Annotated in this window: 25 protein-coding genes; 10 read left to right on the top strand and 15 right to left on the bottom strand. The window is 69.5% G+C overall.

Annotation, left to right across the window (positions count from 1 at the left end):
* The first annotated feature begins 67 nt into the window (after positions 1-67).
* Both AC1XX3_RS15930 and AC1XX3_RS15925 read left to right on the top strand, forming a co-directional pair.
* The gene (locus AC1XX3_RS15930; protein WP_483322153.1) at positions 68-1,327 is read left to right on the top strand and encodes a sensor histidine kinase; all 1,260 of its coding nucleotides are present in this window, start codon (positions 68-70) and stop codon (positions 1,325-1,327) included.
* Positions 1,324-1,977: a response regulator gene (locus tag AC1XX3_RS15925; protein WP_483322152.1), complete on the top strand. Its 654-nt coding sequence runs from the start codon at positions 1,324-1,326 to the stop codon at positions 1,975-1,977. Before AC1XX3_RS15930 ends, AC1XX3_RS15925 begins: the two co-directional genes overlap by 4 nt.
* 16 nt (positions 1,978-1,993) lie before the next feature.
* Here AC1XX3_RS15925 and AC1XX3_RS15920 read toward each other — a convergent pair whose 3' ends face one another.
* From AC1XX3_RS15920 to AC1XX3_RS15900, 5 genes are all read right to left on the bottom strand, one after another.
* Complete coding sequence (locus AC1XX3_RS15920) at positions 1,994-3,589, bottom strand: ABC transporter permease (RefSeq protein WP_483322151.1); 1,596 nt, start codon at positions 3,587-3,589, stop codon at positions 1,994-1,996.
* A complete protein-coding gene (locus AC1XX3_RS15915; protein WP_483322150.1) occupies positions 3,586-4,545 on the bottom strand; it encodes an ABC transporter ATP-binding protein in 960 nt (319 codons plus the stop codon). The genes AC1XX3_RS15920 and AC1XX3_RS15915 overlap by 4 nt, the downstream gene beginning before the upstream one ends.
* Positions 4,546-4,675: 130 nt before the next feature.
* The gene (locus AC1XX3_RS15910) at positions 4,676-5,452 is read right to left on the bottom strand and encodes a MerR family transcriptional regulator (RefSeq protein WP_483322149.1); all 777 of its coding nucleotides are present in this window, start codon (positions 5,450-5,452) and stop codon (positions 4,676-4,678) included.
* Between the two features lie 15 nt (positions 5,453-5,467).
* Entirely contained in the window at positions 5,468-6,235 is a 768-nt protein-coding gene (locus AC1XX3_RS15905) for an ABC transporter permease (protein ID WP_483322148.1), read from the bottom strand.
* A gap of 248 nt (positions 6,236-6,483) precedes the next feature.
* Positions 6,484-7,503 (bottom strand): protein kinase family protein, encoded by a 1,020-nt coding sequence (locus tag AC1XX3_RS15900; protein ID WP_483322147.1) that lies wholly within the window; start codon positions 7,501-7,503, stop codon positions 6,484-6,486.
* 171 nt (positions 7,504-7,674) lie between these two features.
* On the opposite strand from AC1XX3_RS15900, the gene AC1XX3_RS15895 reads away from it, so the two are divergent.
* Complete coding sequence (locus tag AC1XX3_RS15895) at positions 7,675-9,234, top strand: multicopper oxidase family protein (protein WP_483322146.1); 1,560 nt, start codon at positions 7,675-7,677, stop codon at positions 9,232-9,234.
* A 197-nt stretch (positions 9,235-9,431) separates the two neighbouring features.
* Here AC1XX3_RS15895 and AC1XX3_RS15890 read toward each other — a convergent pair whose 3' ends face one another.
* Complete coding sequence (locus AC1XX3_RS15890) at positions 9,432-10,013, bottom strand: TIGR03086 family metal-binding protein (RefSeq protein WP_483322145.1); 582 nt, start codon at positions 10,011-10,013, stop codon at positions 9,432-9,434.
* Positions 10,014-10,225: 212 nt separating this feature from the next.
* Here AC1XX3_RS15890 and AC1XX3_RS15885 point away from each other — a divergent pair, with 212 nt between their 5' ends.
* The 3 genes from AC1XX3_RS15885 to AC1XX3_RS15875 are packed head-to-tail and all read left to right on the top strand — an operon-like array spanning position 10,226 to position 13,370.
* Positions 10,226-11,050, top strand: coding sequence for a vWA domain-containing protein (locus AC1XX3_RS15885; protein WP_483322144.1), 825 nt, complete (start codon positions 10,226-10,228; stop codon positions 11,048-11,050).
* Positions 11,047-12,300 carry a PP2C family protein-serine/threonine phosphatase gene (locus AC1XX3_RS15880; RefSeq protein WP_483322143.1) on the top strand — a complete coding sequence of 418 codons (1,254 nt, stop codon included), beginning with the start codon at positions 11,047-11,049 and terminating at the stop codon, positions 12,298-12,300. The genes AC1XX3_RS15885 and AC1XX3_RS15880 overlap by 4 nt, the downstream gene beginning before the upstream one ends.
* A complete protein-coding gene (locus tag AC1XX3_RS15875; RefSeq protein WP_483322142.1) occupies positions 12,297-13,370 on the top strand; it encodes a protein kinase domain-containing protein in 1,074 nt (357 codons plus the stop codon). The genes AC1XX3_RS15880 and AC1XX3_RS15875 overlap by 4 nt, the downstream gene beginning before the upstream one ends.
* A gap of 332 nt (positions 13,371-13,702) precedes the next feature.
* Here the strand turns inward: AC1XX3_RS15875 and AC1XX3_RS15870 are convergent, their stop codons facing one another.
* Positions 13,703-14,440: a GAP family protein gene (locus AC1XX3_RS15870; protein WP_483322141.1), complete on the bottom strand. Its 738-nt coding sequence runs from the start codon at positions 14,438-14,440 to the stop codon at positions 13,703-13,705.
* A 116-nt stretch (positions 14,441-14,556) separates the two neighbouring features.
* Between AC1XX3_RS15870 and AC1XX3_RS15865 the strand changes: the two genes are divergently transcribed.
* Complete coding sequence (locus AC1XX3_RS15865) at positions 14,557-15,765, top strand: sensor histidine kinase (RefSeq protein WP_483322140.1); 1,209 nt, start codon at positions 14,557-14,559, stop codon at positions 15,763-15,765.
* The gene (locus AC1XX3_RS15860; RefSeq protein ID WP_483322139.1) at positions 15,762-16,409 is read left to right on the top strand and encodes a response regulator transcription factor; all 648 of its coding nucleotides are present in this window, start codon (positions 15,762-15,764) and stop codon (positions 16,407-16,409) included. The genes AC1XX3_RS15865 and AC1XX3_RS15860 overlap by 4 nt, the downstream gene beginning before the upstream one ends.
* A gap of 12 nt (positions 16,410-16,421) precedes the next feature.
* Here the strand turns inward: AC1XX3_RS15860 and AC1XX3_RS15855 are convergent, their stop codons facing one another.
* The 8 genes from AC1XX3_RS15855 to AC1XX3_RS15820 all read right to left on the bottom strand — a co-directional run bounded on the left by AC1XX3_RS15855 (position 16,422) and on the right by AC1XX3_RS15820 (position 24,074).
* Positions 16,422-16,820 carry a PPOX class F420-dependent oxidoreductase gene (locus tag AC1XX3_RS15855; protein WP_483322138.1) on the bottom strand — a complete coding sequence of 133 codons (399 nt, stop codon included), beginning with the start codon at positions 16,818-16,820 and terminating at the stop codon, positions 16,422-16,424.
* 43 nt (positions 16,821-16,863) lie between these two features.
* Positions 16,864-17,469: a TetR/AcrR family transcriptional regulator gene (locus AC1XX3_RS15850; RefSeq protein ID WP_483322137.1), complete on the bottom strand. Its 606-nt coding sequence runs from the start codon at positions 17,467-17,469 to the stop codon at positions 16,864-16,866.
* Positions 17,469-17,795, bottom strand: a complete 327-nt coding sequence (locus AC1XX3_RS15845; protein WP_483322136.1) for a DMT family transporter — start codon at positions 17,793-17,795, stop codon at positions 17,469-17,471. The genes AC1XX3_RS15850 and AC1XX3_RS15845 overlap by 1 nt, the downstream gene beginning before the upstream one ends.
* Before the next feature lie 86 nt (positions 17,796-17,881).
* Entirely contained in the window at positions 17,882-18,730 is an 849-nt protein-coding gene (locus AC1XX3_RS15840) for an HAD family hydrolase (protein WP_483322135.1), read from the bottom strand.
* Positions 18,727-20,253, bottom strand: coding sequence for a mannitol dehydrogenase family protein (locus tag AC1XX3_RS15835; protein WP_483322134.1), 1,527 nt, complete (start codon positions 20,251-20,253; stop codon positions 18,727-18,729). Before AC1XX3_RS15835 ends, AC1XX3_RS15840 begins: the two co-directional genes overlap by 4 nt.
* A gap of 286 nt (positions 20,254-20,539) precedes the next feature.
* Positions 20,540-21,316 carry a GAF domain-containing protein gene (locus AC1XX3_RS15830; protein ID WP_483322133.1) on the bottom strand — a complete coding sequence of 259 codons (777 nt, stop codon included), beginning with the start codon at positions 21,314-21,316 and terminating at the stop codon, positions 20,540-20,542.
* A gap of 156 nt (positions 21,317-21,472) precedes the next feature.
* Positions 21,473-22,705, bottom strand: a complete 1,233-nt coding sequence (locus AC1XX3_RS15825) for an ankyrin repeat domain-containing protein (protein WP_483322131.1) — start codon at positions 22,703-22,705, stop codon at positions 21,473-21,475.
* A 619-nt stretch (positions 22,706-23,324) separates the two neighbouring features.
* Positions 23,325-24,074, bottom strand: coding sequence for a GAF and ANTAR domain-containing protein (locus AC1XX3_RS15820; RefSeq protein WP_483322130.1), 750 nt, complete (start codon positions 24,072-24,074; stop codon positions 23,325-23,327).
* A gap of 290 nt (positions 24,075-24,364) precedes the next feature.
* On the opposite strand from AC1XX3_RS15820, the gene AC1XX3_RS15815 reads away from it, so the two are divergent.
* Together AC1XX3_RS15815 and AC1XX3_RS15810 are read left to right on the top strand one after the other, a co-directional pair.
* Complete coding sequence (locus AC1XX3_RS15815) at positions 24,365-25,480, top strand: fatty acid desaturase family protein (protein WP_483322129.1); 1,116 nt, start codon at positions 24,365-24,367, stop codon at positions 25,478-25,480.
* Positions 25,481-25,586: 106 nt separating this feature from the next.
* A complete protein-coding gene (locus AC1XX3_RS15810; RefSeq protein ID WP_483319022.1) occupies positions 25,587-26,558 on the top strand; it encodes an IS481 family transposase in 972 nt (323 codons plus the stop codon).
* Positions 26,559-26,567: the final 9 nt, after the last annotated feature.

The following is a 26,567-nucleotide window of genomic DNA, read 5'->3' as shown; positions in this document are numbered from 1 at the left end:
GCCAGGCGACAGTGACGACGCGCCTGAGCGCTCACCTGGCCCGACGATCGCGCCTAGAGTGGCGCTCGTGAGACCCCTGGCCGCAGCCCCCGAGCCCCGCGTCGTGGACGTGCTGCTGCTCATCGGCGTGACGGTGACGCTGGCCGGGGTCGTCGCCACGGCCGAGGACAGCGCCGGCCCTGCGCCGCCGGTCGCGTACGGATGGGCGGTCGGCCTGGGAGCGTTGATGCTGATCCGGCGGCAACACCCGCTGCTGGTGTTGGCGCTCACCGTGGTGGGCTTCTTCTCCTACTACGTGGCGGGGTTTCCCCCGATCGGCGTCGCCGTCCCGATCGCGGCGGCCCTGTTCTCGGCGGCCGAGGCCGGCCGGGTCGTCGCCGCCTGCGTCACCGCCGCCGGCGTCTTGGGGTTCTCGACCGGCTGGCGGGTGCTGAAGGGGCAGGATCCCGGCTACGTGGTGGGCTATGAGCTGGTCATGCACGCCTCGCTGGCGGCGAGCGTGATCCTGCTCGGGCACAGCCTCGCCACCCGTCGCGACCTCGTCCGCCGGCGCGAAGAGCTCGCCCGGGCGATGGCCGACCAGGCCAGGACCGACGCCGACCTGCGGGCGCGGGAGCAGCGGCTGGAGATCGCCCGCGACCTGCATGACTCCATCGGTCACTCGCTGGCCGCGGCCTCGGTTTATGCCGGCATCGCACGGGAGGCCGTCGCGCCGGGCCACCGTGCCCTCGACGACGCGCTGAGCCAGGTACGCAGCTCGGTGTCGGACTCGATGAAGCAGCTTCGTTCCACGGTGGCCCTGCTCCGGGAACCGAACGGCACCACAACCCCGGCGCCGTCACTGCATGACGTCCAGCACATCCTCGAGGCACCGCTGTCGGCCGGCTACGACGTCCGCCTGGAGATCGACAGCAGTCTGGCCCCATCGCCGGAGGTCGCCAGCACCGCCGTTCGGATTGTGCAGGAGGCCGTCACCAACACGTTGAAGCACTCGGCCGCCTCGATGATCAGCGTCGAGCTGCGGCGCGACGGTGACGAGGCGTTGCAGATCGTGGTGCATGACAACGGCCACGCCGCTACGCCCACGGATATACCCCCGGGCGAGACGCCCACCGATATACCCCCGGGCGAGACGCCCACCGGTACACCCCCGGGCGAGACGCCCACCGATATACCCCCGGGCGAGACGCCCACCGGCAGACCCCCGGGTCATGGCCTGGCCGGTATGCGGGAGCGGGTCGCCGCCCTCGGCGGGGAGCTCGACGTCGACGGCGGCCCGCGTGGCTGGACCGTACGCTGCCGCCTGCCGCTGAGGACACCGTCGTGACACGGGTCCTGTTGGTCGACGACCAAGGGCTGCTCCGCGCCGGGCTGCGGTCGCTGTTGCACGACCACGAGGAGATCGAGGTCGTGGGCGAGGCCGAGAACGGCCGCCAGGCACTCAGTCTCGGCCGGGAGCTGCGGCCCGACGTGTTCCTGATGGACCTCAAGATGCCGATCATGGGCGGCATCGAGGCGACGCGCGCGATCCGGGCAGACCCGCTGCTGGCCAAGATCCCGGTGCTGATCCTGACCATGTTCGACGCCGACGACGACGTCCTCGAGGCCATCCGGGCCGGCGCGACGGGCTATCTCCTCAAGGACAGCGGTCCGGACGAGCTGCGGCGAGCAGTACGCGGGGCGGCGCGTGGTGAGGCGACACTGGCGCCCACGGTGGCCCGCCAGGTGATGACCCGGCTGGCGCAGACGTCGGCCAGTCCGCGCCCCGACCCCCGGCTCGAGACCCTGACCGGCCGCGAGCTTGAGGTGCTGGCCGAGGTGGCCAAGGGTCTGTCCAACGCCGAGATCGGCCGCGCCCTGTTCATCAGTCCGGAGACCGCTCGGACGTACGTCAGCAGGCTCCTCGGCAAGCTGGGCGCGCGTGACCGCGCCCAGCTCGTGGTGATCGCCTACCGGGCCGGCATCGCACCGGAGTAGCGGAGCCTTCTGCCCCTCAGCCGGCGGACAGGTCACGGCGGCGGAAGCCGACGGCGGCGGCGGCGATCAAGGCGAGCGCTGCCGTGCCGAGACCGATCAGGTGCGACGGGTCGAGCGGCGTGCTGGGATAGTCGCCGAGCCACCAGAAGGGTGAGATCGCTCTGAGCGCGTCGGGCAGCTTCAACAGTCCCCCGAAGAAGGTCTCGATGACGACCGCCGCGAACAGGGCCCAGGCGAGCGAGGTCGCGCGCGGCATCCAGGCGTAGACCGCGGCGGTGAACGCGAGCATCACGGCGATCGCGACCGCGAACGCCCCGGCGCTGGTGAGCAGGGTGATGAAGCTGACGTCTCCGCCGGATATGAAGGTTCCGAGCCACAGTGCGACAGCGCCGCCGAGGAAGATCAAGACGAACGCTCCCAGCGCGACGACCGCCAGATGAGAGAGCAACAGGGTGACCCTCGGTACCGGCTGCGACAGGCTCAGTCCCAGCCGCCCCTCGTCCTCCTCGGGTTTGATCCGCAGGGCGGTGGCAATCGTGTAGACAGCGACAGCCAGTGCGTTGTGCAGCATCATCAGGCCCAAGAACGCCGCCAGTGGATCGTCGCCGAAGATCGCGGCGGTGAGGTCGTTCTGATCGGCGATGGCGTCGAGGACATCGCCGAAGCCCTGGCCGACGAACAGACCGGTGAGCCCGAACATCGCCACGCAGCCGACGAGCCACCACACCAGGGCCGAACGTTGCGATCGGAGGGCGAGGGCTAACGGACTGGCCAGGGTCGGCGCGGCGACGGCGCGGCCGGGACGTTCGTGCAGGACCGCGCCGCCGAGGTCACGGCGCGAGGCGAGGAAGGCGCCCAGCGCGAGGGCGACGATGATCGCGAGCACGCTGAGCGCGAGCGGTGAGATCCGCAGGTCGACGTAGGCCCTCAGCTGCTGGGGCCAGGCGAGCGGCGACAGCCAGGAGAGCCAGCTGCCGTGCGGCCGCGCGACGTCCCCGATTCCGCGGATCATCAAGGCGGCGCCGAGTGCGGCCAGGGCCAGCCCGGACGCCCCTCGTCCGTGCACCGTGAGCTGGCAGGTCACTGTGGCGACTCCCGCGAACACCAGCGCGGTCGCTGCCAGCCCGGCCGTCATGGCGACTGTGTCGAGAACACCCAGCCCGGCAGCGATCAGGAGCACGCTGCTCAACAGGGCAAAGGCCGCATCCGCGATCACGACCAGCAGGAAAGCCGCCACCTGCGCTGCATGTCGCCCGACCGGCAGCGCGCTGACCAGCTCTGCCCGGCCGCTGGCTTCCTCGGTGCGGGTGTTGCGGGTGATCTGAAGGATGTTCATGACCCCCAGCAGCACCATCAGCCAGATGGTCATTTCGTTGGCGAACATCGCACCGGCCGAATAGTCCTCCAGGCCGTAGCCCGGGCCACTGAGAAAGGTGCCGCCCGGGTTCGACAGTGATGCGGCGCGGTTCTGGCGGTCCGCTGCTGTCGGGTAGATCGCGCTCGTCGCTGTCACGTAGTAGACGCAGAACACCCCGAGGGATACCACCCACAGGGCCAGCCGAAGCCAGTCGCGCCGAAACAGGAAGCGCAGCAGATATCCCGTCCCCGTCACCGCGACACCGCCGCAACCTGCTCACGCCCGCCTGGAGCGCCCGGGGCATCACCGTAGTGCCGCAGGAACAACTCCTCGAGCGAGGGCGGTGTGGCCGTGAGGGCGCGTACGTCGAACCGGGCGAGTGCGCTCAGAACATCGCTGATGGCGGTGTTGTCGACCGAGAACTCGACCCGGGTGCCGGCTGCCCCCGTCGAGACGGTGAGGTGATGGACTCCGGCGACGGCGGCCAGAGCCGTGGGTTCCTGCGCCACCACCGCGCTGACGGCCGTACGGGTCAAGTGTCGCAGCTCGCTGATCGTGCCGGACTCGACAGTGCGACCGCTGCGGATGATGGTGACCGAGTCGCAGAGCTTCTCGACCTCGCTGAGGATGTGGGAGGACAGCAGTACCGCCTTGCCCGCGTCCTTCACCTGCTGCACCTGCTCGGTGAAGACGGCCTCCATCAACGGGTCCAGTCCGGAGGTGGGCTCATCGAAGATGTAGAGCTCGGGGTCGGTCAGGAACGCGGCCACGAGCGCCACCTTCTGACGGTTGCCCTTCGAGTACGTCCGCGCCTTCTTCGTCGGGTCGAGGTCGAAGCGTTCGAGCAGGTCGACCCGACGCGCCTGATGTCGTGCGACGTCGGCCGACCGAGGATGCAGCCGGGTGAGATAGTCGATCGCCTCCCCACCGGTGAGGTTGGGCCACAGGCTCACGTCGCCGGGGACGTAGGCGAGCCGGCGGTGCAGGGCGACAGCATCGCGCCACGCGTCGCCGCCGAAGAGCCGAGCGGTGCCGGAATCGGTGCGCTGCAATCCCAACAGGGCCCGAATGGCGGTCGACTTGCCCGCTCCGTTCGGACCGAGGAAGCCGGCGACTTCGCCCGGGTGGACGGTGAGGTTCAGGCCGTCGAGCGCGGTGACGGAGCCGAAGGATTTGCGTAGGTCGATGATGTCGATCGGGTTGTCAGTCATGGCTACTTCCTTGGTGAGTTCGTGCGGGCGGTTGAGCCCGCCAGGGCAGGGCACAGCACGGACGCCGCGCCGCGCCGCGGGTGACCAGGCGGGGCCACTGGCGGCACCGCTGGTGAAGAGCTCTTCAGGGCTATGGGTGGTGGTTGTCGGCCGGCACCCGCTCGAAGCGGGTCCAGCCCTTCCAACCCCGCTCCTGCAACAGCGTGAGCAGTCGCCGCGCGGCGGGCGCGGACTCGGCCATGGTCGCGTCCAACAGGTCGACGAAGCGGTCGTCGAACCCGACCTGAGCTGCGCCGCCGGCCTCCCCGGCGCGCGTCACGATCCGGTCCAGGATGTCGGCGGCCTCATCGATCCGCGGGTCGTCGGCCGACCAGTGAAGTCCGTCGCTCAGCAGGACGTAGAGGCGGACCATGTCGGGGTCGTCCAGATCGGAGTGCTTCTGGGCGATGATGGCTTCGATCTGGTCGGGTACCTGGGCGGCGACCATGATCCAGGCGTTCCGCTCCATCTCGAGATACGGTTCCCCGACGCCGAGCCCACGCACGCGGTCCAGATAGCTGACCACGCTCGCCGGGAGCGCCATCTGATCACCAGCTGCGAGCCGGCCGAGTCGCTTGCGGGCCTCCTGCAGCCGGCGAACATCGGCGCGCAGCCGTTCGTCGATCTGCCGAACACCCTCGGCGAACTCCGCCGGATCCGCATCGAGAAGGTGCTCCACCTGCGCCAGCGGCACGGCGGCGCTGGCCAGGGCGTGGATCCGGATCAGCCGGACCACCGCGGCAGCGTCATAGCTGCGGTATCCCGAGCGGTCCCGCTCAGGCTCGGGCAGCAAACCGATCTTGTGGTAGTGGCGGACGGTCGCCACCGTCACCCCGGCATAGGCCGCGAGCTGACTGATCGTAAGCATGGCATTCACCCTGCCTCAGCTCACCTTCCGGCGATAGACGATCATCGCGAAGACGTACGCGATCACGAAGATGCCGACGCACCAGGCGAGGGCGATCCAGATGTCACTGCTGACCGGCCGCTGGCCGAACAGATCGCGGATCGAGTTGACGATCGACGTCGCCGGCTGATGTTCGGCGAACCAGCGCACCGGGCCCGGCATGGACTCGGTGGGTACGAACGCGGAGCTGATGAAGGGCAAGAAGATCAGCGGGTAGGAGAAGACACTCGCGCCCTCCACCGACTTCGCCGACAACCCGGCGACCACCGCGAGCCAGGTCAGCGCCAGGATGAACAGCAACACGATGCCTGTGACAGCGAGCCAGCCCGCCACGCCTGCGCCCGTACGGAATCCCATCGCCAGCGCGACGCCGATCACCAGCACGACCGAGACGAGGTTGGCCGCGAGCGAGGTCAGCACATGCGCCCACAGCGCTGCCGAGCGGGCGATCGGCATCGAGTGGAACCGGTCGAAGATCCCTGCCTGCAGGTCGATGAAGAGCCGGTACGCCGTGTAGGAGACGCCCATGGCGATCGTGATCAGCAGGATGCCCGGCAGCACATAGTCGATGTAGTCACCCGAACCGGGGTCCGAGCCGGTGTCGACCGCACCGCCGAGCACATAGACGAACAACAGCATGATCGCGATCGGCATGATCGCCGTCGTGATGATGGTGTCCGGGCTCCGCGTGACATGCTTCATCGACCGTCCCGCGAGGGTGGCCGTGTCACCAACAAAGTGCATGATCATCCTGACCCTTCCTCCCGGGTCCCAGCACCGACGCTCGTCGCCCGTGTCGCGGGCGACTCTTCGATCAAGCGCACGATTCTCCGCCTTCACTGATCTGCTCCCCGCCCAGCGCGGGGTGCCGCATCAGGATGCGGGGTTGATGCCGGATCAAGGTCAAGTCCTTTCGACAGGTGTCGAGATCGAACGACATTCCTCGCTTCGACGACTGGGGCTTTCCGACTGCGTTGCGCCCACCCCGCAGGCTAGGACCACGCCAGCGCCAGATAGTCCTCCTGGTGGTGCTGCACCAAGGTGATGGTGGCCTCGTCCTCCGCTCCGTGCACGATCAGCGCTGCCTGCCACCGGGCGTTGAAGGCGAGGATCCAGGCGGCCGCCCCGGCAGCGGCCCGACGTTCGCGGTCGGTGAGTGGGCGTCGCCGCAGTTGCTCGTAGTCCCGCAGGAACGCGGCTACCTCGTGCGGACTCGACAACCCGCCTCCGCCCGTGGCACTCGAGGCATAACACGACGCCGCAAAGCCGGCCAGCACCGCTTCGGTGTCGGCCACCAGCTCCCAGTCGAAGACTCCCACCAGGCGACCGCCGGCCACGGCCGTGTTCCCGGCGTACCAGTCAGCGTGACCCACGACGACCTCGTCGGCCCCACGGTGGGCGAGGATCTGGTCGGCGGCCCGCTGTCCGAACGCGTCGATCCACTCGAAGCCGGCCAGCGGCGATCGGAAGTCGACGAGCGTGTCGTGCGGCACCGGCCACGGCCCGTCCCGATATCGACACCACGACGGTCCGGCACCCGTCCGGGAAACCAGATCGGGTCGGCTGCGCAAGAGGTCGACGTGCCTGACGAGACCCTCGGCGAGCAGTCGGCGGATCTCGGGGTCGCGACCATCGGGCGGTGACCCGGTGATCAAGGTCTCCGCAGTGAGGACGCGGCCGTCCACCTCGTCGGGTCCTGCCAGCGGGACCGGGCAGGGAAAGCCTGCGGCCGCCAGAACGCGCTGGGCGTCGGCACTGGCCTCGATCGCAGCCAGGTCGACCGGCGTCCGGTGGGCCTTGATGACCACGGCCCGGCCATCGCACAACTGCACACCCCAGACGGCGTCGATACGGCCGGCGCGGAAGCGGACCTCGGCGATCGAGCTGCCCAGGCGATGCTCAGCCCAGGCGTCCACGAACGCGCGTAGCTCAGGCAGCGTCACGTCCCCATGAACCGCGCGCTCGGTGGCGGTGGTCAGGTCCGGCGCCCCCATCGGGTTGTCAGCTCCCATGACCACAGCATGCTGGTTCCGGCGCGCCCACGGGCAGTACGTCGGCAGGCGACGGTCGGGACAACCATGAGCACCACCCTGGGACTGAGGTCTCCTCGCGGCGTACGGACTCGCACCAGGCGTCGCCTCGGAGACGATTCTTCCGGCGCCGCCGCTGCCTAGCGTCGAATCGTGACCACCTCGACCTTCAACCGCCGCTCCTTCGTCATCGGTGCGGCCCTGCTCACCGTGGCTCCGCTCGTCACCGCCTGCCGCCGTGACGGCCCGCGGCGCGAGTTCCGCCCGACCTCTCCCACCGAGCTCGCCATCCCGCCCTTGGCGCAGTCCCGGGTCGACCCCGACGGCACCCGGGTCTTCCAGCTCCGGGCTCAGGCGGGCCAGCACTCCTATCTGCCGGATACGAAGACCGCGACCTGGGGGTTCAACGGGGACCACCTGGGGCCGACGCTGCGGGCCCGCCGGGGGGAGCAGGTGCGGGTGGAGGTCACCAACGGCCTCGCCGAGACGACGTCGGTTCACTGGCACGGCATGCGGCTGCCTGCAGAGGCCGACGGCGGCCCGCACCAGCCCGTCGAGTCCGGCGCCACCTGGCGGCCGTCGTGGACCATCGACCAGCCCGCCGCCTCCCTCTGGTATCACCCGCATCCGCATGGCAGCACCGGGGAGCACGTCTACCGCGGACTCGCCGGCATGTTCATCCTCGACGACGACCAGGTGGCGGAGCTGCCGTTGCCCCAGACCTACGGCGTTGACGACATCCCGCTCATCGTCCAGGACAAGCGGCTCGACGAAGACGGGCAGCTGGACTTCGACGACAACGGGAACGAGATCGGTCTGCTGGGCGATCTGCTCACGGTCAACGGCACCAGCGGTGCCTTCTTCGAGGCGACCACCCAGATGCTACGTCTGCGGCTGCTCAACGGTTCGACGGCGCGGTCCTACAACTTCGGGCTGGACAACGGCCGATCGCTGCAGCTCATCGGCACCGATGGCGGGCTGCTGGAGGCGCCGCTGGAACTGGACCGGGTGCCGCTGTCGCCGGGCGAGCGCGCCGAGGTCGTGGTGTCGCTCGAGCCGGGTGAGACGGTGCGACTCCGGTCCTTCGGCGCCGATCTCGGCGACGTGGTGGCGCCGGTCAGCTTCGGGGCCCAGGACGAGGCGGACGTGGTGGAGATCCGCGCTGCGGCACGGCTGCGACCCTCAGCCGCGGTGCCCGAGCGACTCGTCCCGATCGACCGGATGGAGGCGAGCGAGGCCTCGACGGTGCGCCGCTTCGTGCTGGAGAACCGGGAGATCAACGGCCGGCCGATGGATATGGACCGGATCGACCACACCACCACCACCGGGAGCACCGAGGTGTGGGAGGTCCACAGCAAGAACCTGTTCCCGCACAACTTCCATGTCCACGACGTCCAGCTCCAGGTGCTCGACATCGCCGGCGAGAGTCCACCCGCCCGGCTGCGCGGCTGGAAGGACACGGTCTATCTGCGGCCACAGACCGACTATCGCCTGATCATGCGATTCGGCCGCTACTCAGACCCCAACTCGCCGTACATGTTCCACTGCCATCTGCTGCTGCACGAGGACGAGGGCATGATGGGGCAGTTCCTGGTGCTGGATCCCGGCACCGAGCCGGGCCGGCCCGCTGACGGCCACGGGGAGCACGGGGGCCACGGGGACGACGGGGGCCACGGGGACGACGGGGGCCAGGACGGGCACGACAGCCACTAGGCCAGACTGTTCCCACCAGAAGGAATGACAGAACGCCGATCCGACCGGACGGGAGGGGAATATCGTCCGGTCTGAGGCGTTAGACCTAGTGCCGTCTGGTGTAAGACCCCCGGGCCTCACCCCTTTCGCCGCTACGAGCGGCCACTCGCCGAGAGGCGTCTGCCAGGCGGCCCGAACCACCGCGACAGCGGCGGAGCTCAGGCTCCGCCGCGATTGTGGTCCCGGCCGAGAAGCCCCAAGGCGCGGACCCATTCGTCAGTGCCATTCGCAACCGGCGCGGCATGGGCGAAGTGGCCGTTGGCCACCCGTTGTTCATCGTCGGGGATCTGCGAAGCGATCCGTGAGACGGTGGCCACCACCGCCGTGTTCGGCACGTACTCCCCGTCCAGGGCCCGGGCGAGATCCCACGCGTGAACAGCACTGTCGAGCAGCTGCGCCGCCAGCAGCGAACTGACCGGCAGTGGCTGGCCGGGTCTCAGCTCCACCTGGTGCACCAGCTTCGCCAGGTCCGCCTCGGCGAACGCCGCCAGCAGGGCATCGACGGAGCTCGCCCAAGCCGACGGGCTCCACGGCACCGGCCGGTAGGCATCGCGGTCCGCATCGCCGTCCCGCACCGCCGCCGTGAATCCGCGATGCTGCCCGATCGAGTGCGCCAGCAGATCGGCGACGCTCCACTCAGAGCAGGGCGTCGGTCGTCCCAGATCGGATGGCTGCACCTGAGCGACGAATCGATCGAAGTCCCCGACTGCCCGGCGATGCAACGAGACGAGATCATCCATGGCGTCATTGGACCACATCGGCTGAGCTGGCGGGCGAGTCTCGGGTGAGACGGCGGATGCCACGAGACGTAGGAGTTACGGGCGGGCCTTTCGGGGTACCCGTTGTCTGGTTGCGAAACCCGCCTGTCGTATCCGCGTCGAGGCCTTGTTGCGAAGCAGGCAACAGCCCTCGAACGCGAGCCGATCGCCAGGCGCCACGTTCAAGGAGACCCATGACTGACAACACCGGCACCGAACCCACCGTCGAGCCCGACCCCACCGTCGAGCCCGGGGCCAGCGCCGCTGCGGAGCCGGCAGCGCCGACCGAGGCGGCAGCCCCTGCAGCCCCGAAGGTACCGTTACCCAGCCAGACGAGCATGGCGGCGCCCCGGGGCCTCAGCTATGCGGTCGACATCGTCTTCTGCATCGACGTCACCGGGAGCATGACGCCGATCATCGACGCCGTGAAGGCCAACGCACTCGGCTTCTACGACGATGTCCAGAAGAACCTGACCGAGAAGGGCAAGAACGTCGCCCAGCTGCGGGTCCGGGTGATCGCGTTCCGTGACCTCGTCGCCGACGGCGACGCCGCCTTGGAGGAGTCTCCCTTCTACGCCCTGCCTGAGGAGCGTACGGGCTTCTCCGAGTTCGTCAGCGGGCTCATCGCCCAAGGTGGCGGTGACGCGCCGGAGTCCGGCCTGGAGGCCATCTCGCTCGCGATCAACTCGCCGTGGACAACCACGGGTGACCGCCGCCGCCAGGTCATCGTGGTCTGGACCGATCAGCCGGCGCATCCACTCGACCCCACTGTCGTGCCTGCCGACCTGTCGTCGCGGGTACCGGCCGACTTCAGCGCCCTCACCGACGTCTGGGAGGACGAACAGGGCCGGATGGGATCCAGCTCCAAGCGCCTGATCCTGTTCGCGCCGGACGGACCCGGCTGGAGCGACATCTCCGCCGTCTGGGAGAACGTCGTGCACAACCCGTCGCAGGCCGGCGGTGGCCTGTCCGAGGTCGACTACGGCACGATCATCGACTCGATCGGCAACTCGGTGTGAGTGAGACCTCACGATCGCGGCCGGGCACGAACGTCTCGGCCGCTGGGCCGACGGTCTCCTTCGGGTTCAACCTCGGCAAGGTTCCCGACCACGGGGAGGACTCCGACCCGATCCTGCGCGACGGCCCCGATCTGGGACTACTGGCCGTGTTCGACGGCATGGGCGGCGCGGGCGGCACGGTCTACGACACCTCCGACGGTCCCCGCAGCGGCGCCTACCTGGCGTCGAGGATCGCGCGGGACGTGGTCGAGCGGCGGATGCTCGACCTGCTGGTGCCGGACTGGAACCTCAAGGGCGAGGCCGCAGCGGTCGACCTGCAGCGGTCGGTCAAGGAGGCGTTGCAGGAGCGCCTCGCCGAGCTGAAAGCGCCCAAGAGCGGCCTCCGCTCCCGGCTGCTGCGTGCCCTCCCTACGACGATGGCGGTGTTGGCACTGCAGCGGACTCAGCGCAGCGGCTCGACCTGGCTCTGCCACGTCTTCTGGGCCGGTGACTCGCGGGCCTATGTGTTCGAGCCTGGTGGCGCCCGGCAGCTCACCACCGATGACCTCCGCGACCCGAGCGACGCCATGACGAACCTCCGGCGTGACTCCGTGGTCAGCAATGCGATGTCGGCCGACACGGAGTTTCATGTCAGCTATCGCAGAATCGAGCTGGAGGCACCCTTTCTGCTGGTGTGCGCCACCGACGGATGCTTCGGCTACGTGCCGTCACCGATGCACTTCGAGCACCTCGTGTTGGCTCCCCTGACCACCGCGCGGAACGTGGCCGGCTGGTCGCAGTCGGTCCAGGACCAGGTCGCGGCGGTCACCGGGGACGACGCCGCGATGGCGGTGATGGCGGTCGGGGCCGACCTGGACGAGCTGAAGTCGCTGTATGCGCGGCGAGTCGACGAGCTCGAGCGTGACTTCACCACGCCGATCGACGACCTGGCGCGCTCGGTCCAGCGGGCCGAGGAAGAGCTGGCGGCGCTCAAGCAGCGACAGCTGCACGACACCGAGCAGCTCTGGCTCCGCTACAAGTCCGGCTACGAGCACTACTTGCACAACTCCACGCGACCGCAGGATGAGGACAGCGGCGGCGACGAGACGCAGGATCCGGGCGACGACGCCGAACCGCCGAAGGACCAGGGCGACGAGGGCCCCGCCGGGGAGCCGCCCACGGGCGACGCTGAACCGCCCACTGGCGATGCTGGACGCCTGCGCCGGGATCCGGACCCCACCCCGACGGACGCGATCGAAGCAACGCCATGAAAGCCGGTGACGTGATCAACGGCTATCTGATCCTGGAGGACTTCAAGGTCGTCGGAGCCGGGTTGAGCAAGTGGACCTACGCCGAGCGAGACGGTCGGCAGTTCTTCATCAAGGAGTTCCTCAGTCCGACCTATCCCGACGACGCGGCGCCCGGGAGCCCGAAGACGAAGGCGAAGAAGCGGGCCCGCTGCGCAACGTTCGAAGCGCACCACCGAGGCATGCAGAAGGCCCTGGCGCCGCTGTCGACCTACGGCGGCAACCTGATCGTGACGTTGGACTTCTTCCGCTGGGGTGCGAAGTACTACAAGGTGACGGAGAAGGTCGACGCCGAGGATCTCGGTCCTGACGGCATCGCCGGGCTGGACCTGCGCTGGCAGCTGGTGCTGATGAAGTCGGTGGCGCACAGCCTCAAGATCCTGCACGACCTGCGCATCGTGCACGGAGACCTGAAGCCGAGCAACATCTTGGTCAAGCGCACCGAGTTCGGCTACACCAGCAAGTTGATCGACTTCGACAGCTCCTACATCGCCGGCAACCCGCCGCCGTTCGAAGAGATTGTCGGGACCATCAACTACTACTCCCCTGAGCTGCTCGGCTACATCCAAGATGCCGGCGTTCAGCCCGGGGAGCTGGGTGTCGCCTCCGACATCTTCGCCCTCGGGCTCATCTTCACCGAGTTCCTCACCGGGGCGGTGCCGCCGTTCGACGCGGCCCGCTATCACGAGCCGGCGGTGGCGGTCCGCAGCGGCGAGGTGCTGCGGATTCCCCGGACGGGCATCGTCCCCGCGATGGCGGATCTGATCGACGCGATGCTGCTGGCCGACCCGGCCATGCGTCCCACCATCGCCGAGGTCCACTCCACCCTGATGGGCGTACGGCTGGCCGGCGAAGGCACCCCCGCTGCTGCCGCCCCGCCGAGCCCGGCGGCCGTGCCCGCGGGTACGTCGTCTGGTGCCCTGCGGGGCAAAGGGCTCCGGCTGACCGGCGGCGACGGGCCCGCGCCGACGAAGCCGGTGGGCCGACTGGTGGGCAAGCTCGTCGGCAAGCTGACCAGCAGACCGCCGCGGTGAACCCCCTCGGACCCATCTGGCGCTGCCGCGCCTGCGAAGGGGTGAACCGCGGGGGCAGGGTCTGTGCCACCTGTGGGCTGGCGGTGCCGGTCGGTGAGCCTCTTCGGGCAGCGATCCGCACTGTCAAACCCGGCAGTACCCGCCCAGCCGCGCCACCGCCGGTGCCGCCGAACCCGACCCGCCGCGACCTGAGGACCTATCCCGTCCCGGAGGAGATCCATCCAGTCGAGTCCGACGATCGGCTTGACTTCGACAACGGCTTCGACATCAGGCCGATGCCTGGCGGCTGTCTGGTGACGCTGGGCCCACGCCGCGACCGCTCCTACTGAACGTCACTGGAGGGCGTCGATGCGGGCAATGATCGAGAGGAACTCGGGGATCCGGACGAGCGCGTCGCGCAGGATCAAGAACCCGACGATGCCGACGATCCATGCCGTGGTCTCGCCGCCGGTCTTCTCCATCCAGCGTGCGACCCGCTGCAGAACGGGCTCGATCCGATGCCGGGCGACCAGGCGGAGCACGAGCAGCGCGAGCGCGGGCAGCACCATCACCACGCAATAGCCGGCCAGCACGCCGCTGCGCCCGCCCAGACCGAGGCCGGAGGTGCTGAGCACGCCGATGGCGGCGAGATACGGCAGCATGCTGGCGACCTCGATCGCCGCGGCGGCGAGGGCGACACCGACCAACCCGCCCACGCCACCGCCATCGACGCCCATCGCGCGGTCGCGCCAGCGCGATAGCCTGCCCGGTCGCGGGTTGCCCTGCGCATCCTCGCGCCGGCGGCCGACGAAGAAGCTCGCGATGAGCAGGGTCGCGCCGAGCGCAGCCTGGACCCGGGTGCCGGCAGCGCTATCGAGCAGGTCGCCGGTCACCAGGGTCATGGCCCCGGCGTTCAGCAGCAGGCCGACGGCGAAATAGAACGTCGCCACCGTTGCGAGGAAGATCAGGACGCGGCTGGGCTTGAGCCGTCCCGGCGACAGCATCAGCCAGATCGGCAGCAGCAACGTCCCCACACTCGTCGAGTCGATGAGCGCGAGCACCACCAAAGTGCCGAAGAGGGCCATGGTCATGACTTCACGATGGCGAAGGTGGTTCCCGCCCGCCATTGGTCCTTAGGCGTACGGCCGCGCGGGACATACATCCTTCGGCTGATCCCAGCGGCGTGCGGCTGTGCTGAGATGGTGCCGTGGCCACTCTGTCGCGCTCCTGGCGTTCGCGGGGACAGGCGTCGGGTCGCGGACAGGTGATGCTCGAGGCTGTCGGCACGCTGCTGATCGGGTTGGTGCTGATCGCCGTGGATCTGGTCGGCGGCTGGGCGCCGGGCTGGTCGGCAGTGCGCGGCCTCTCGCCGTGGTGGCACGCCGTGCCGCTGGTCGCGATCTGCGCCGTCATGCTGACGAAGCGCCACCGCCCGATGGCCGCGCTGCTGGGCGGCGCGGTCCTGCTTGCCGCAGATATCGCCCTCGGTGGCAGCATCGGGGTCACCCTGGCCTTCATCGACCTGATCTACAACGCGGCCATGTATGCCACAGCCCGCACGCTGCGACGGTTGACCTATGCCGCAGCCGTCCTGGTCACCGGTGCGGCCGTCGTCACCTTCGCGGTCTTGGGCAACGCAAGGTACGCCATGCTGGGGCTGCTGCAGGCGTTCGCGATCATCGGCACACCGCTGTGGTGGGGAACCTCCGTACGCCAGCAGCGCGAGCTCGCCGACCTGGCGTCGGCCCGTGCGGAGGATCTGCACCGGCTGGCCGCCCTGCGGGAGGCGGCGGTGGTCCGTGAGGAGCGGGCCAGGATGGCTCGGGACCTGCACGACGCCCTGGCCGGCAACCTGTCGGCCATCGCCATCCATGCCGAGGCGGCACTGGAGCGGGAGGAGACGGCCGGTGCCGTCCGGCGAAGCCTGGACGCCATCCGCGGCGCCAGCGTGCAGTCGCTGGAGGAGATGCGGTCGATGATCCACCTGCTGCGCTCGGGTGAGGAATCACCCAGCTCCCCGGCTCGCCTCGCGGAGCTGGCCGAGTTGGTGGACCACGCCCAGGCCCGCGGCCTGACCGTTCGGCTGGACGGCAGCCCGCAGCTCGACCCGTCGCTGCCCGCGGCGGTGGACCAGGCGGCGTACCGGATCATCCAGGAGGCCCTGACCAACGTCGCGGCCCACGCCCCGCGGGCGGACGTCACCCTCAGCGTGACCCGGCGAGACGATGCACTGCAGCTGCGGGTCGAGAACCCGCGAACCGCTGGATCGGCGACGAGGTCGGGCAACGGCAGCGGACTGCTGTCGATGCGGGAGCGAGCAGAGGCTCTGGGCGGCTGCTTCCGGGCCGGCTGGCAGGACGCCGACGAGCTTCGTTGGGTCGTCGAGGCACGACTTCCTCTGGCGGTGGGGGCATGACGGTCACCGTCGTCATCGCCGATGACCATGGCGTGATCCGGTCGGGGCTGCGGCTGCTGCTGGAGTCCGCAGACGACATCCGCGTGGTCGGTGAAGCGAACAACGGCACGACCGCGGTGTCCCAGGCGCGCGCGCTCCGCCCGGATGTCGTGCTGATGGACGTCCGGATGCCGGGGCTCGACGGCCTCGCCGCGACGCGACAGGTCACCGGTGGCGGCTACGCCCAAGTCCTGATCTTGACCACCTTCGATCTCGACGAATACGTGTTCGAGGCACTGCGGGCGGGTGCCGCCGGATTCCTGCTGAAGACTGCCGGCGCGGGGACGCTGATCGACGGCGTACGCCGGGTGGCCCACGGCGAGGGGGTGCTCGCGCCCGAGGTGACCCGGCGGCTGCTCGACGCCTTCGCCGCCGCGGCCCCGTCCGCCCCACCGGAGCAGCCGCCCTGGCTGGGCAGCCTCACCGAGCGCGAGCTGGAGGTGTTGTCCTCGCTCGGCCGTGGACTCAGCAACCACCAGTTGGCCCGCGAGCTCGGCATCTCCCTGGCGACGGCGAAGACCCACGTCTCCCGGGTGCTGTCCAAGCTGGGCGCGTCCTCGCGGGTGCAGGCGGCCATCATGGCTCGCGAGGTGGGGATCGGCTAGCCGCAGCGCCACCTAGCTCGGGCGGATGCGGAGCACCACCCGTTCCTGATGGCGCGATCTGGTGAGGCGCCCGATCAGCATCACCACCTTGTACTCCAGCCCGTACTTGGCTGCGAACGGGTCGGACAGCCCGTTGGTGCGCCGGTCGTCGGCGACGATCTCCGCCCGCCCGGCGACGACGTCCGCGTCGGCGGCGACCTCGCCGCTGCGGTCACACGGGCGAAGCTCAACCGCCGCGTTGTTGCGCAGGCGCTTCACCTTGCCGCTGTCCTTCGGCGTGATGACGATCAGGTCATCGCCGTCACCGGCGATCCAGACGGCGGTTGAGACGGGCTCACCGGACCTGCGGAAGGTGGTGAGGGCGACGAATCGCTCGTCGGCGAGAGCGGCGAAAGCTGCGGGGGTCGTCACTGGGCCACTGTAGGTGCACGCCAGCGTCGATCAGGACCGGTCATCAGCCCACCAGGGCGGCGAGACCGGCAGCCGCAGCCGGCCACGGCTCTCGTCCTTCCGCCAGGGCACGGGCAGCGGACCCGTCCACCACAGCCAGCACCAGCGGCAGGACCGCAGCAGCATCCGGTACGTCGTAATGGGCCAAGACGTCGGCGAGCAGCCCTTCCACCCGCCTGTTGTAGTCGGCCACCACCGGTTGCAGCGCGGGATGGCGGCCAGCCTCGACGTAGCGGTCGTAGAGCGCCAGCACGTCGTCGTCTGCGGTGCGGTCACGGCTGGCCGGGGTGGCAAGAGCCACTCGCAGCAGAGCCTCCACCAGGTGACCCGCCACCGGCTGGTCGGCGGTGGCCGCCGCAGCCGCGGCACCGGCAGCGGTCAGCCAGGTTTGCGTCACTCGGCGCAGCGCCAGCTCGCGGAGCTCGTCCAGCGAGGCGAAGTAGTAAGTCGTCGCCGCCAGCGGCACCCCCGCCTGCTGGGCCACGCGACGGTGGCTGATGCCGGCCAGGCCCTCGGTCAGCAACACGTCGGCTGCTGCGTCGACCAGCAGCTGCTGCTTGCGGTGGCCGCGGCTGGAGGATGCGACCGGGTCGGAGCGGTGGCCCGGCATCAGTGCGACCCGCCGCTGGTGAGCTGCAGCCCGACCACGCCGGCGATGATCAACACGATGGACACCAGCTTGAGCACCTGCACCGACTCACCCAGGAAGATCATCCCCACGATCGCGGTCCCGGCCGCCCCGATGCCCGTCCAGACGGCGTAAGCCGGACCGACCGGAAGAGTACGCAGCCCGGTGCTCAGCAACGCGAAGCTGCCGATCGCGCAGACCGCGAAGGTGATCGTCGGCGCGAGCCGGGAGAACCCGTCGCTCGCCTTCAGCGAGACGGCGAACGCCGTCTCCAGCAGACCCGCGAGAACGATGAACAACCAGGCCATCACAACCTCCAAGTAGTACGGATGTACCACTCTAGCCGCAGTGGTACGTCCGTACCACCCTGTGCTGCGCCCGATCGCCGCCCGAGCTATCCGCGTAACAGGTCAGCAATCTCTCGCCAGGAGCTCACCACGGCGACCACCCCGATCTGTTCCAGCGCGGCCCGCCGCTCCGCCTGCTCGTCCGGCGCGACGAACTGGAGGTTCCCGATCGTCGCAAAGCCGGCCGCCACCGCCGACGTCGCGCCGGGGATGGAGTCCTCCACGGCCAGTCCCTCGTCCGGAGCCAGCCCCAGGCGCTCGCCGGCGAACAGATAGATCGCGGGGTCCGGCTTGCTGGTCGGCGTCGGCAGCGAGTCCTCGGCACTGAACCGGCGCTCGGCCGGGAAGAAGTGCTGCAGACCGGTCACCTCGAAACAGGCGGCGATCCGGTCATCCGCACTGGAGCTGACGGCCGCGACGCCGTAGCGGGTGGCGATCTCGGTCAGCGGTTCCAGCACCTCCGGATCGGGTTCGAGCACCGTCTGCAGATACGCGATGACAGCGCGCTTCTCGGTCGCCACCCACTCCTCCAGGGCGGCCGCGGTCAGCACCGGCCTGCGGGGGTCGGGCGCCACCCACCGCGGATCGTCCTCGGCGACCAACCCGGGCTCCAGCGGGATGCCCTCGGCCAGCGCCAGGGCCACCGCGGTGGAGCGAAAGTTGAGGCCGGTCGTGGCCAGTCGCAGCTCCTCGGCCGCGTAGGTCCGGGTCACCCCGTACGCGGCCAGCAGGTCGTTGGTCACGTCGGCGGAGGCGACGAACGCTGGCTCCTCAGAGCCGAACAGGTTGCCGTCGGCGTCACACAGCACTACCCGGACCGCGGCCAGCCGACCGGCGACGACCCCGTCGGGGTCCGCGGCTGAGGCCCACTGCCCCGCCGGGTCGGGGGCGCTCATGCGGCGGGCTCCACGGCCGCCCGATCAGAGACCGAGGGTGCGATCCGAATTGCGCTGATCATGCTGGCGGCCTCCAGGGGTCCATGGGTCAACAGCTCCAGCGCGTGCTGCAGCTCGTCAGTCAGCCCGTCGGCCGAGGCCAGTGCGCCGAAGAAGTCAGCCTCCGCGAGTGCCGCACTCATGTCCTGCTCCGCTCGGGCGGCCAACTCCTGCAGCTCGTCGATGCGCGCATCCTCGATCTCGATGGCCGCCCCGGCGTAGTCCTCACCGCGCAGGTATCGCAGCCAGGCTGCCACAGCCATCGTCACGTGCGCACGTGGGGCGCCCTGGTCGCAGGCGGCCTGCAGCGAGGGGAGGACGTAGGACGGCATCTTGGTCGAACCGCGTCGGCACAGCCGACTCAGCTGGTCACCCACCCGGGGATTGGAGAACCGCTCCAGCAGCGTCTCGCAATAGGTCGTGAGGTCGACCCCCGGCACCGGTGGAAGCAGGGCGGCGGCCTCGGCCAGGAAGCCGGCCAGGAAGGTCCGCAGCCGCGGGTCGGCGAGGGCTTCGTCGCTGGTCTGGAACCCCGCCAGCCGGCCGAGGTAGCCCAGCGCGCAGTGCGCGCCGTTGAGCAACCGCGCCTTCATCACCTCATACGGCAGCACGTCCTCGACGAACTGAACGCCGACCTCGTCCAGGGGCGGGCGGCCGTTGCAGAACGAGTCCTCAACGATCCACTGGCTGAACGGCTCGGTGATCACCGGCCAGCGGTCCTCCACTCCGTACTCCTCGGCAAGAGCACGGGCCACCTCGGGCGTCGTCTCCGGTGTGATCCGGTCGACCATGCTGCTCGGGAAGGCGCCGTTCTGCTCGATCCACGTCGCCAGCGTCTCGTCTTGCAGTCGTGCCATCGACACCACCGCCCTACGGGTCACCTCGCCGTTGCCCGCGACGTTGTCGCAGGAGAGCACCGTGAACGGCGGCAGCCCCGCCTCACGCCGGCGGCGCAGCCCCGCAACCAGGAAGCCGAATGCGGTCCGAGGTCGGGCCGGATCCGCCAGGTCAGCGCGGACGTCGGGGTCCTCGGGGTCGACCCCGTCCTCGCCGGGATAGCCGCCACCGGTGATGGTGAGGGTGACCAACCGCGTCTCTTCGGCGGCCAGTCGCGCCACCACCGCTGCAGGGTCCGCAGGTGCGAACAGATAGTCCGTCATCACACCCACCACCCGCGCCCGGTCAGCGTCGGCGTCGCGGGTGATCACGGTGAACAGGTGGTCCTGGTCGCCGAGGACCTGGCCCATCTCCGGACTCCGGAGCCCGACGCCGACCAGGCCCCAGTCTCGGCAGCTTCCCCGGCTGGCCAGCTCGTCGAAGTACACGGCCTGGTGGGCGCGGTGGAAGCCACCCACGCCGATGTGGACGACCGAGGGGGTCAACAGCGCACGGTCGTAGCTCGGGATCTCGACCACGTCGGCGATGGCGTCGAGGTGGGCTTCCTGCAGCGTCGGGACGGCAGCGGCAGAAGATCGGTCAGTCATGGGGTTTCCTTGGAACTGAGTGCGTCGACAGTCGTCAGTGCCGCACGGGCGGTGGGGAGGAGCAGCGACATCCTCGGCGCCCGGTGGGCCCGGGCCGTCTGCTCGACCCGGGGGTCAGAACATACCCTGGAGGCGGCGCTTCAACCACGCAGTTGCGCACCGGGGGATGGCCGGCCGGAGGTCCATCGCCGGGTGCTGCGCGTGATCGAGAGCCGCACAGGTTCCACCCGCCGAGCGACAGCTCGCCATCGTCGCCCGTCCGCCTGCGGCTCAGCGATGTCGGCGCTTACGTCGGGCGGGGGCACTCATCGCCCGAGTCCAACCGTGGCCTGTCCGTGCCCGGCGCCAGCTCCTGAAGGCACTCGTCGAGCTCGAGCGCCCCCGACGCCATCCGCGCAGCCACCTGGTCCAGGGTGAGGTCGTGGGAGAAGGCGTACGCCCGCAGCAGGTCGAGTGCATCCTCGCTGCCGAGGCCGGCGGTCACCAGCGATCCGACGGCGGACCACACCTCCATCCGCCGCTCGACCGGTGCAGTGGTGAGCCAGGCCGGCAGGTCCATCCCGTCGGGGCCCGCCACGAATGGCGATCCGAAGAGCAGCTCCTCCAGCTGGGGGACGACCTCGGCAATGACCCGCTCGAGCAGTGCCTCGGTGAACATCTGCGGATCGATCCCGTACAGGTTGAGCGCACCGATCATCGGCGACTTCCGGGACGGCATCAAGGGGATGGCGCCGATGGTGCGATAGGGCGTCCGCGACACCAGTTGCCGGTGGAACTGCGGCCATCGCTGCTCCATGGCGGTCAGGTCGAACACCGCCGCGTCAACGGCGTCGATGGCCCACAGACACGGACCCTGCCCGAGCGTCATCTGTATCTGCTCGACCTGGGCCGCCGTCTCGTCACTCGCGCCGAGCGGGACCCGCAGCTCGTCCATCATGCTCAGCCCGGCACCGTCGGCCGGGATGGTCTGTACGCAGGCCTGCAAGAGGACGTGTGGCAGCCCTGCCGGGTCGACTGGTCCGGCGGTGCGCACAGCCTCTGTGAATCGTTGCCCGAGGCTCATCGGTTCCTTCCTTCCAGGTTTCGACCCGTCGGTCACACCTGGCAACCAGGGTGGGCCAGGAACCGTCGGAGCCTTCGGTGCGTTCACCGACCGATTACCCGCTGAGACAACGCGAAAACCCGGGCCCGGACGGCTCACCCCGCAGCGCGGTGCTCGTCAGTCGGGCAGACGCTCCGCCACCCACGCCGCCAACGACCCGCGGGCGACGTCGGCGAACCGCGGCTCGATGGCCGCCCCCGCTCGAAACAGCAGCTCGGCCACCACCACGTGGTCGTGACCCGGTGCGTCCATCGGGTCAGCGTCCATCGGGTCAACGTCCGGCAGGTCCGCAGTGGCCAGCACCGCCCACGCCAGCGGCGTGGAGAACTCGGCGTCACTCGCCGCGAGCGGGTCAGCGCCGAGTTCCAGCAGCCGGGCGACAGCGTCCGCATCGCCCAGCCAGCAGGCGTGATGCAGCAGAGTCCCGACCGGCGAGCCGCCGATCACGCCGGCGAACCCCACACCCCGGGCGGCAACGATGGCCTGCAGCTGCCCGCCCAGCGCAGCCCGGATCAGCACCTCCTGCTGGTCGACGTCGAGCTGGTCGCCATCGAGCCCTACGGGGGTTGGGGCACGCTCACCTCGGGCCGCTGCTGCGACGAGGCGGTCCTGGCTGGACACCGTGGTGTCAGCTCCCCGGTCGGCAAGGACAGCCATCAGGTCCTCCCGGTTGCGCAGCGCCGCGTGCGCGTACGGGCTTCGCAGCGGCGCTGCCTCCCGCCAGCCCTCCCCACCGGGGCGATCGATGTCGGCACCGGCGTCCAGCAGCACCTCGACCGTGACGACACTGCAGCCGCGGCGGACCGCGTGCGCCACCCAGGCGCTCTCGTTCGGGTCGGCGCCGTGGGCCAGCATCAGCCGCACGTGCTCCGTCCGGTCGTGGTCGAGCGCGGCCGCGATGCCGTTGGTGCCGCCGGGGTGGGCGCCGTGGTCGAGAAGCAGCCGCAGACAGCTGGGATCCTCGGCGGCCATCGCGTGATAGATCGACTCGCCGTCATCGGGATTCGCCCCGGCGTCCAGCAGCAGCCGCGTCAGCGCGGGATCATGCCGCACCCCGGCCGCACCGTAGAGAGCGGAGAGATCGCCGTACTCGGAGCTGAACGTCGCGTTCGGGTCCGCGCCACGGGCCAGGAGGTTCCGGGCGAGGTCGAGATCGGCGAACACCGAGAAGGTGAGATAGCACAGCGGTGGGCGGTGCAGCGGGCCGCCCGGCTCGCCAGGGTCCCCGGTCCAGGTCCGACCCAAGGTCAGCGCCACCCAGGGATCCGCGGCGATCTCGGGCCGAGCGGCCAGCAGGGCTTCGGCATGGTTGCGGCGGCCATGGGTGGCGGCCAGCAGGAAGCTCTCCACGCTGGCCTGGGCGGCCAGGACCAGCGCCGGCCAGCTGGCGTACCCCTGCTCCCGCGCGACGACGAGCTAGGCCCGCGCGAGGATCGGCTCCCGGCCGGCCAGCCGCTCTTGTGCCCGCGGGTCGCCCGCGCGGGCGGCCTTGACCAGCTCTTTGGCTTGTTTGCGCAGTTGCGCGACATCCATGACGACCTCCTCGTGGTGGTCCCGATGTCCGCGGCTCGGGTGGAGAGAGGTGTCGTACGAATCACTGGGCGCTGTGATGAGGTGGGCGCTGCCCTTCCCGCGGACCGGTGGCGTCCTCAGACCGCCGCGATAGATCGTATCCGTGCGGCGCCGAGCGGACCAGAAACCGCACCCAACGGGATCAACCGTTGCCTGTGCGCCGATTCGGGGTATACGACCATGTCGCCACCCGGCGTACGCTCCCCTCCCCAGCGAGGCACCATGCAGATTCGACGTCCGCCGCGATCCGGTCGACCACGATGACCACCGACGCACGCCGTCGTACGGCCGGGGACAGCGACGCCCCGGTGGAGGACGACATCGACGAGGGTGGTGGCCGATGACGGAGGACCCCAGGCCTGACCCGTCGGGCTCCACGACGGGTCAGCACCGACGGCTACCTGTTCGAGTCTTTGTGCCCGAAGCGGTCGACTCCGACCAGCGGGGGCCGATCAGCGGCGCCGGGAACCGGCGCTCCCGACACGGTCGCGATCATCTCATCGGCGATCCGGCGCAGCTTCACGTTGCGGTTCTGCGAGAGCCGGGTGAGGAACGCGAAGGCCTGGTCCTCGGGAAGCTGATACCGCTCCATCACGATGCCGACGCCTTGGCCGATCCGGGATCGGTTGGCGACGGCCACTCTCAGGTTGGTGATCTCGACGCTGTACGCCAGCGCCGTCGCCGCATGGGAGCTGAACAAGCGGGTGAGCCCTTCGATCTGGTCGATCGATCCCACGCCGCGGCCGAACACGGTGAGTGCGCCGATCGTGCTCCGACTCTCGAACAGGCGGATCCCCGCCTGCGAACGGATATCCGCCGCGACGGCGATCGGTCCGTAGCGGGGATAGCGGGAGTCACTCCCCAGATCCGACGACACGGCGAAGAACTCACTGGTGGCGGCGTCATAGCAGGGGCCCTCGCGCAGCGCGTACTCCTGCAGGTCCAGCTCGACCAACCGGGGGTCGGTTGCGGTGTAGGTGTCCATCGTCTGGTCAGCGCGCCGCAACCCGATGCTCGCGAAGTCGATGCCGGGGAGGACCTCCACGGCGGCGCGGACGATGTTGTGCAGCGTCTGTTCGAGGTCGCCCGGGGGCAACCGACGCTCGAGCTCCAACGAGGCAACGACGATGTCATCCGACGTCGACATACCGGGGCCTCCCGCCCATCGAGGGGTCAGCACGCCCCGACAGGGGCACTTGGACTGACGGCGAACAGCCGGCTCTCCGCCCCGAAGGCGAGCCCACCTTTGACCAAGGTAAACGCAGCCGCAGCAAGGCACAACCGGCCCAGTGTGTCGCCGGTCGTGGTCGAGTTTACGGTGTATACTGACGCCGTAGATCTCCAGCAGACACGTGGCCACACCGTCGCCCCGTGTCGCTTTGTTGCAAGGCCTGCACCCGACATTGTCCGTGCACGAGCCCAGATCGGTCTACTCCCGTGTCTATCGACTCCCTGACCCCATCCCCCACGCCCGTCGGCACGCCGCCAGCCGGCGCCCGTCGCTCCCCCGCCGAGCGCGCGACGAGCGACTTCACCTCCTTGGCGCGCGCCGTCCAGGACGCGGGCCTGATGCGCCGTCGGTACGGCTACTACTGGTCCAAGCTGGTCGGAGCGGCGGTCCTGCTGGCCGCCTGGACCGTCGGCTTCGTCTATGTCGGCGACAGCTGGTGGCAGCTCGGCAGCGCAGCCGTGTTGTCGGTACTGCTCACCCAGACCGCCTTCTTGGGCCACGACGCCGCCCACCGGCAGATCTTCAAGTCGGGCAAGTGGAACGACTGGGCCAGCCTGATCCTGGCGAACCTGTTCGTCGGTCTGAGCTATGGCTGGTGGCAGAGCAAGCACACCCGCCACCATGCCGCTCCGAACCAAGAGGGTGCCGACCCTGACATCGACCTGGACGCCATCGCCTTCACGCCGGCACGCGCGAACCGGCACCAGAACCGGGTGCTGCGGTGGCTGGTGGCCCGCCAGGGGTGGTACTTCTTCCCCATTCTCCTGCTCGAAGGCCTGTCCCTGCACGTCGACGGCCTGAAACGGGTTCTCGGTCGCGGCACTGTGAAGCGTCGCTGGGTCGAGCTCACCTTCTTGACGCTGCGACTCGGCGGTCTGGTCACCGTCGTCTTCTTGGTGCTGTCCCCGGGCAAGGCCGTGGTCTTCTTGGCCGTGCAGCTGGCTGTGTTCGGTCTCTATATGGGCGGCTCGTTCGCCCCGAACCACATCGGGATGCCGCTGGTTCCGGCTCGCCTGAAGCTCGACTTCTTGCGGCGTCAGGTGCTGATGAGCCGCAACATCAGCGGCGGCCGAGTGATGTCGGTGCTGATGGGCGGGCTCAACTACCAGATCGAGCATCACCTCTTCCCGTCCATGGCCCGCCCGCACCTGCGGCGCGTCCAGCCCATGGCGAAGGCACACTGCGAAGCGATGGGCGTGCCGTACACCCAGACCACCTTGCTGCAGTCGTACGGCATCGTGGTGCGCTATCTCAACACCGTCGGGCTGAAGGGAAGCGACCCGTTCCTGTGCCCGCTGGTCGCGCAGCGCAAGGCGCTCTAGTTGTACTCGGCCAAGAGGTTGGTGACACTTCGGTCGGGTGGTTGACGTAGCGAGGACCTCCGGGTGCGGTGGAGATGTCGAAGTCTTCTACCGTCCGGAGGTCCTCATGTCCCACCGTAATGCCCGTCTGACTGTTCACGGCCGGCTGTTGTTGGTGCAGCGGGTCTGTCACCAGCAGTGGCCGGTCGCCCATGCCGCGAAGGCGATGGGCATCTCTCGTCAGTGCGCGCACCGCTGGGTAGCGCGCTACCGCTCCTTCGGTGAGGCTGGTTTGGCTGACCGGTCGTCGCGGCCGCTTCACAGCCCGACCCGGACTCCGGCTGTGGTGGAGAAGCGGGTGCTGCAGCTGCGTCACGACGAACGCCGGGGGCAGGACTGGCTGGGGCCCGAGACCGGGGTGCCAGCGCGGACGGTGGCGCGGATCCTGCGCCGCCACCAGGTGCCGCGGCTGGTCGAGTGCGACCCGCTCACCGGTCAGGTGATCCGTACCTCCAAGGCGACCGCAGTCCGCTACGAACGCGACCGGCCCGGGGAGCTGGTCCACATGGACGTCAAGAAGATCGGCAAGATCCCCCACGGTGGCGGCTGGAAAGCCCACGGCCGCCAGCACGGCCAGACCTCAGCGCAGAAGCGGGCGCGGATCGGCTACGACTACGTCCACTCCCTGATCGACGACCACTCCCGGCTCGCCTACTCCGAGATCCTGACCGACGAGAAAGGCCCCACCTGCGCCGCGTTCCTGCTCCGCGCCGCCGCCTACTTCGCCGACCACGGCATCCCCACCATTGAACGGCTGATGACCGACAACGCGTGGGCCTACCGCTGGTCACTTCGAGAAGTCGTCGCCCAGCTCGGCGCCCGCCACCTGTTCATCAAACCCCACTGCCCGTGGCAGAACGGCAAGGCGGAACGGTTCAACCGCACCCTGCAGGTCGAATGGGCCTACCGGCAGGTGTTCCTCACCAACACCGACCGCACCACAGCCCTTGCACCCTGGCTCGAGTTCTACAACACTCAACGCCGACACACCGCACTCGACGGCCTGCCGCCGACCAGCCGACTGTCACCAACGTCATGACCGAGTACA

The sequence above is a fragment of the Microlunatus sp. M237 genome, from assembly GCF_056896895.1.
The sequence above is the reverse complement of the archived record's forward strand: the minus strand, read 5'-3'. Positions and strand labels throughout refer to the sequence as shown.

Bases quoted from the DNA above. Each gene is read 5' to 3' on its own strand.
- AC1XX3_RS15860 (WP_483322139.1), top strand. From the start codon at position 15,762: ATGACGGTCACCGTCGTCATCGCCGATGACCATGGCGTGATCCGGTCG.
- AC1XX3_RS15870 (WP_483322141.1), bottom strand. From the start codon at position 14,440: ATGACCATGGCCCTCTTCGGCACTTTGGTGGTGCTCGCGCTCATCGAC.
- AC1XX3_RS15910 (WP_483322149.1), bottom strand. From the start codon at position 5,452: ATGCTTACGATCAGTCAGCTCGCGGCCTATGCCGGGGTGACGGTGGCG.
- AC1XX3_RS15835 (WP_483322134.1), bottom strand. From the start codon at position 20,253: ATGACTGACCGATCTTCTGCCGCTGCCGTCCCGACGCTGCAGGAAGCC.
- AC1XX3_RS15875 (WP_483322142.1), top strand. From the start codon at position 12,297: ATGAAAGCCGGTGACGTGATCAACGGCTATCTGATCCTGGAGGACTTC.
- AC1XX3_RS15905 (WP_483322148.1), bottom strand. From the start codon at position 6,235: ATGCACTTTGTTGGTGACACGGCCACCCTCGCGGGACGGTCGATGAAG.
- AC1XX3_RS15850 (WP_483322137.1), bottom strand. From the start codon at position 17,469: ATGCCGGGCCACCGCTCCGACCCGGTCGCATCCTCCAGCCGCGGCCAC.
- AC1XX3_RS15820 (WP_483322130.1), bottom strand. From the start codon at position 24,074: ATGTCGACGTCGGATGACATCGTCGTTGCCTCGTTGGAGCTCGAGCGT.
- AC1XX3_RS15890 (WP_483322145.1), bottom strand. From the start codon at position 10,013: ATGGATGATCTCGTCTCGTTGCATCGCCGGGCAGTCGGGGACTTCGAT.
- AC1XX3_RS15840 (WP_483322135.1), bottom strand. From the start codon at position 18,730: ATGAGCGCCCCCGACCCGGCGGGGCAGTGGGCCTCAGCCGCGGACCCC.
- AC1XX3_RS15900 (WP_483322147.1), bottom strand. From the start codon at position 7,503: ATGGGAGCTGACAACCCGATGGGGGCGCCGGACCTGACCACCGCCACC.
- AC1XX3_RS15830 (WP_483322133.1), bottom strand. From the start codon at position 21,316: ATGAGCCTCGGGCAACGATTCACAGAGGCTGTGCGCACCGCCGGACCA.
- AC1XX3_RS15810 (WP_483319022.1), top strand. From the start codon at position 25,587: ATGTCCCACCGTAATGCCCGTCTGACTGTTCACGGCCGGCTGTTGTTG.
- AC1XX3_RS15915 (WP_483322150.1), bottom strand. From the start codon at position 4,545: ATGACTGACAACCCGATCGACATCATCGACCTACGCAAATCCTTCGGC.
- AC1XX3_RS15885 (WP_483322144.1), top strand. From the start codon at position 10,226: ATGACTGACAACACCGGCACCGAACCCACCGTCGAGCCCGACCCCACC.
- AC1XX3_RS15845 (WP_483322136.1), bottom strand. From the start codon at position 17,795: ATGGCCTGGTTGTTCATCGTTCTCGCGGGTCTGCTGGAGACGGCGTTC.